At 68.2% G+C, this 4,290-nt stretch carries 5 protein-coding genes; all 5 read right to left on the minus strand.

All coding sequences use genetic code 11. From position 1 onward, the window contains the following. Window positions 1-1,698, minus strand: a 1,698-nt coding sequence (locus AC1HIY_RS01570) for an FG-GAP repeat domain-containing protein (RefSeq protein ID WP_479574943.1), incomplete at its 3' end; no start/stop codon positions are given. Window positions 1,699-1,841: 143 nt separating this feature from the next. Beyond that, window positions 1,842-1,946: a pyridoxine 5'-phosphate oxidase C-terminal domain-containing protein gene (locus tag AC1HIY_RS01575; RefSeq protein ID WP_479574944.1), complete on the minus strand. Its 105-nt coding sequence runs from the start codon at window positions 1,944-1,946 to the stop codon at window positions 1,842-1,844. Between the two features lie 8 nt (window positions 1,947-1,954). Next, the gene (locus AC1HIY_RS01580; protein WP_479574945.1) at window positions 1,955-2,305 is read right to left on the minus strand and encodes a DUF6232 family protein; all 351 of its coding nucleotides are present in this window, start codon (window positions 2,303-2,305) and stop codon (window positions 1,955-1,957) included. A gap of 186 nt (window positions 2,306-2,491) precedes the next feature. Further along, window positions 2,492-3,097, minus strand: a complete 606-nt coding sequence (pdxH, locus tag AC1HIY_RS01585) for a pyridoxamine 5'-phosphate oxidase (protein ID WP_479574946.1) — start codon at window positions 3,095-3,097, stop codon at window positions 2,492-2,494. Window positions 3,098-3,403: 306 nt separating this feature from the next. Then, window positions 3,404-4,290 (minus strand): WD40/YVTN/BNR-like repeat-containing protein (locus tag AC1HIY_RS01590; protein ID WP_479574947.1); only part of this gene is annotated, 887 nt, incomplete at its 5' end.

Here is a 4,290-nt window from a genome sequence, read left to right on the forward strand (position 1 = left end):
GAGCGCGTCGTACACGTTCAGCGTCGCGCGCCCGGGGCGGGGAAGCTCGAAGCGGAACGTGGTCCGCGCGCGGAACGGGTTGGGGAAGGCGGTCTGAAGGGTCATGCGGGCGGGCAGGTCGTCCGGAGTGTCCGTGGCGACGCTCGCGGCGTCGGTGACGGTGAAGACGCCTTCCGCCGCGAAAGGCGAGGCGCGAAGGGCCGGGTCGATGGCCTGCACGCTCCAGTAGTACGTCCCGTCGGGCAGGCCGCGAAGCGTCCACGTGGTGTTGTGGAAGACGTTGCCCGGCCGCGCCAGGCGCAGCCGCCCCGTGGCCGGGTCCGCCGCCGCCGCCACCACCTCGCCGCCGCCGGGCGTGCGTCCCACGCGCAGGTTGTACGTGAGGCCGGGCGTCTCCACGGGCGCGTCCCACGCGAACGTCACCGCGCCTCCGGCGACGTCGGCGGCCAGCCCCTGCGGCGCCGGAGGCGCGGGCGGGATCACCTGCCGACGGTTCTCATACAGGTTGGTGACGCTCGGGCCGGAGAAGCTCATCCCGGACGTGAGCAGGTCGAGGTCGCCGTCGCCGTCGTAGTCGCCCCAGTCGGACGCGCCGAACATCGCGCCGATGAGGAAGGTGCTCGTGACGAAGCCGTCGTCGCCGTCATTGCGGAGGAGGCGGGCGGTTCGGCGGCCCTCCGGCTCTTCCGCGCCGGTCAACAGGAGGTCGCGGTCGCCGTCGTCGTCGTAGTCGCCCCAGGCGGCGGTGCCGGCGAGGAGACCGGGCAGCCCGGCTTCGGCGTCGATGAAGACGCCGTTTCGGTTCTCATAGAGCCGGGTGTGGGGGTCGAAGAGGCGGAGCGTGAGAGCGCCTCCGGAGAGGAGCAGGTCTTCGTCGCCGTCGCCGTCGTAGTCGCCCCAGGCCGTCGCGCCGAAGGCGTCGTCGCCGAGGTCGGCGCCGAGGTCGGTGAAGCGCCCGTCGCCGTCGTTGCGGTAGACGGCGGCTCCGAAGCCCGCCTCGTCGGAGACGCCGGAGAGCGCGAGGTCGAGGTCGCCGTCGTTGTCGTAGTCGCCCCAGGCGGCGTCGCCGAAGGCTCCGCCGCGCAGGTCCGCGGCGGCGTCGGTGAAGCGCCCGCCGCCGTCGTTGCGGTAGAGGATCGTGCGGCGCTCGCCCGAGGCGTTCACGCCGGAGAGGAGCAGGTCTTCGTCGCCGTCGTTGTCGTAGTCGCCCCAGACCGCCGCGCCGCTGTGAAGGGCTTCGAGCCCCGCCCCGGCGTCGGCGAAGCGGCCGTCGTCGTTGCGGAGGAGCATCGTCACGGGTTCGTACGGCGGGTCCACGGTGCGGCTGCCGGAGAGGAGCAGGTCGAGGTCGCCGTCGCCGTCGTAGTCGGTCCACGCGAGGCGACCGTAGACGACGGGCGGCAACCCCGCATCGAGGTCGGTAAAGACGACCGTCGCGTCCTCGCCGTCGGCCCGTCCGTCGTTGCGATAGACGGCCGTCACGAGGCCGCTCTCGGTGAGGCCGGAGATCGCCGCATCGAGGTCGCCGTCGCCGTCATAGTCGCCCCAGGCGAGGTAGCCGTGCCGGGTCTGCGGCAGCGTGTGCGGGACGAGGTCGAACGTGAACGGCTGCGTCACGGGTTGCGCGAGGACCGGACCGGCGGACGACGCGAGGACGAGCAGAAAAAGGGCGGCGCGCCGGATCGGGACGGGGACCATCGCAAATCGCTACGGAGGGTTCGAGGGGCGAGAACGGGACCGCTCCTTCGAAAAGACCGGCCCGCCGGAAAGTACGCTAAATAGACAATCCCACAAGGGGGCGAAAGGTAAAAAGAAGGGAATGTATGGGAAACGGAAGGCCGTCACGGCGCGAGGCGTTCGGCGGCCCAGCCGTCGGGGGTGCGGGTGAAGCGGATGCGCTCGTGGAGACGGCGGGCGGCGATGGAATGGACAGCAAAAACTATCACTCGAAAAGCTATCCGCGAGCAACTATTGCCTGATTTAGAGCAACAACGACCTCGTGGATAAAGTCTTCATCAGAACTTCTTAGTGCCTGAACTTCTCCCCCCGACGTTTTGAGAGCGACAGTATATTCCGTTCCCCTTTTCCACCAAAATATTGCGATGATAAGCAAGATAGATCCAAATACAGCGTTTGTGAAAAGGACAAACACTCCAATCAGCCCCAGAATAAATGATCCATTGGGACGAACAATGTTCTCTTTCACAGAAGTGATGCCGCTCATAGCATACGTTTCTCCTGGGACCATAAACCTTGAACTGGTGACAAAGACACCGTTTTGCTCCAGAAATATCTGTTCGGGCATAGCTGTATTTTAGATTAGGTTAAGAGAAAATGTAAATATTGAGCGACAGGCAAAACATTCGCATTTTGTCGATTGTGCGGTTTATCTGAATAAACAAATCCGCATCTATCAGCTTTATGATAGCCATACAGTACACACGACAATAGAAAATAAACGCTTAAAGATACATACACAAGCCGCGCGGGTTCACGGCGCGAGGCGTTCGGCGGCCCAGCCGTCGGGGGTGCGGGTGAAGCGGATGCGCTCGTGGAGACGGCGGGCGGCGGCCTGCCAGAAGGCGATGCTCCGGGGGACGAGGCGATACGCCTGCCAGTGCGGCGGGCGCGGGATCGGCTCGACGGCGGCAAAACGGGCGTCGTACGCGGCCACGCGGGCGTCGAGGGCGGCGCGGTCGGGGAGGGGACGGCTCTGCTCGGAGGCCCACGCCGTGACGCGGCTCCGGCGCGGGCGCTCGGCGAAGAACCGGTCCGCCTCGGCCTCCGTCGCCGCCGCCACGTCGCCCCGGAGCCGGACCTGCCGTTCGAGCGGCTCCCAGTAGAACGTGAGCGCGGCGCGGGGACAATGGGCCAGCGCCCCGGCCTTTTCCGAACGGGTGTCGGTCATGAAGAAGAAGCCCGTCTCGTCGAAGTGGTGGAGGAGGACGATGCGACCGTCGGGATAGCCGTCGGGAGCGAGCGTCGAGAGGCACGTCGCGTGGGGGTAGCGGATGGCCCCCGAGCGGCGGGCGTCGTCGAGCCAGCGGGCGAAGAGCGGGAGCGGATCCGGGGGGATATCGAGGCCGAAGGCGTGCATGAGGTCGGTAGGGCGAGTTTCGTGTCTGGCCACCTGTCACTATCGAAGGGAACGTATCTCCCCGGGTTGCCGGTCTACCCCTCCGTCGCTTCGCGACACCTCCCCTTCGCAAGGGGAGGGATTTTTCGGGTGCGAGGCGGGCAACACGAACCCTTCATCCTGCCGGGGCGAAGTACTCCGAAGGGGGGATGGGGGCGCGCCGTGTGCATAGCGTCTCTGCTAAAGGGAAAGGCAGCCGGATTTCGCCGTGCGTGTTTCGTGTTTATGGATGTCGTGCTTGCCGAATACGAAGCACGCACGACGGGTTCACGGAAGGTTTTTCAGCCGGGCGATGCGGCCTTCGGGGCCGACGGCCCACGCGGCGTCCGGGCCGAGGGCGGCCACGCTCCAGTAATTTTCACCGTCGATGCGGGTCCACGTGCGGCCGTTGTCCGTGGAGAACGCCGAGCCGTCCGGGCCGACGGCGAGGAGGGTGGGCGTGGCCGTGCCGGGGACGTACGCCGCGCCGAAGACCGCACCCCGGAGCGGGGCCGGGGCGGCGAGCGTCCACGTCGCGCCGCCGTCGTCCGTCGTGGCGACGGTGCGGGCCAGGAGGGTGTCGCGCCGGGCGTAGTCGCCGCCGAGGGCCGCGCCGTGACGGGCGTCGCGGAAGGCGAGGCTGTAGATGCCCGACGACGGCGTGTCGCTCACGATCGGCGTCTCGGCGACGGCCCACGTGCGGCCGTAGTCGGCGCTGTGAAAGACGCGGGCGACGACGCCGGAGGCCCCGGCGCCGACCCACACGTGCCCGCCGGGCCGGGTGACGACGCACGTCCCGCTCGCGGCGAAGGCGCCCTCGCCCGGCAGCGCCGGCGGCAGCGTCCCGGGCGGAAGGCGCGTCCACGTCTCGCCGTCTTCGGTGACGAGGAGGTACAACTGCCCCTCGATGCTGTCGGAGAAGGCCAGGCCGTGCGTGGCGTCCCAGAAGTCGAAGCAGTCGAAGAAGCCGTCCGGCTCGGGGTTGGTGAACCGGAGCGTCCACGTCGCGCCGCCGTCGGTGGTGTGGTAGATGCGCGAGGCCGCGCCCGACCCGGCGCTCAGCAGGTAGGCCGTGCGCGCATCGACGCCGTGCACGTCGCGAAACTCGAGCGTGTCCGCGCCGGGGACCACACCGCTGTGCCACGTCGCGCCGCCGTCGGTGGTGCGGGCGAAGG

It is taken from the genome of Rhodocaloribacter sp. (genome assembly GCF_056451265.1).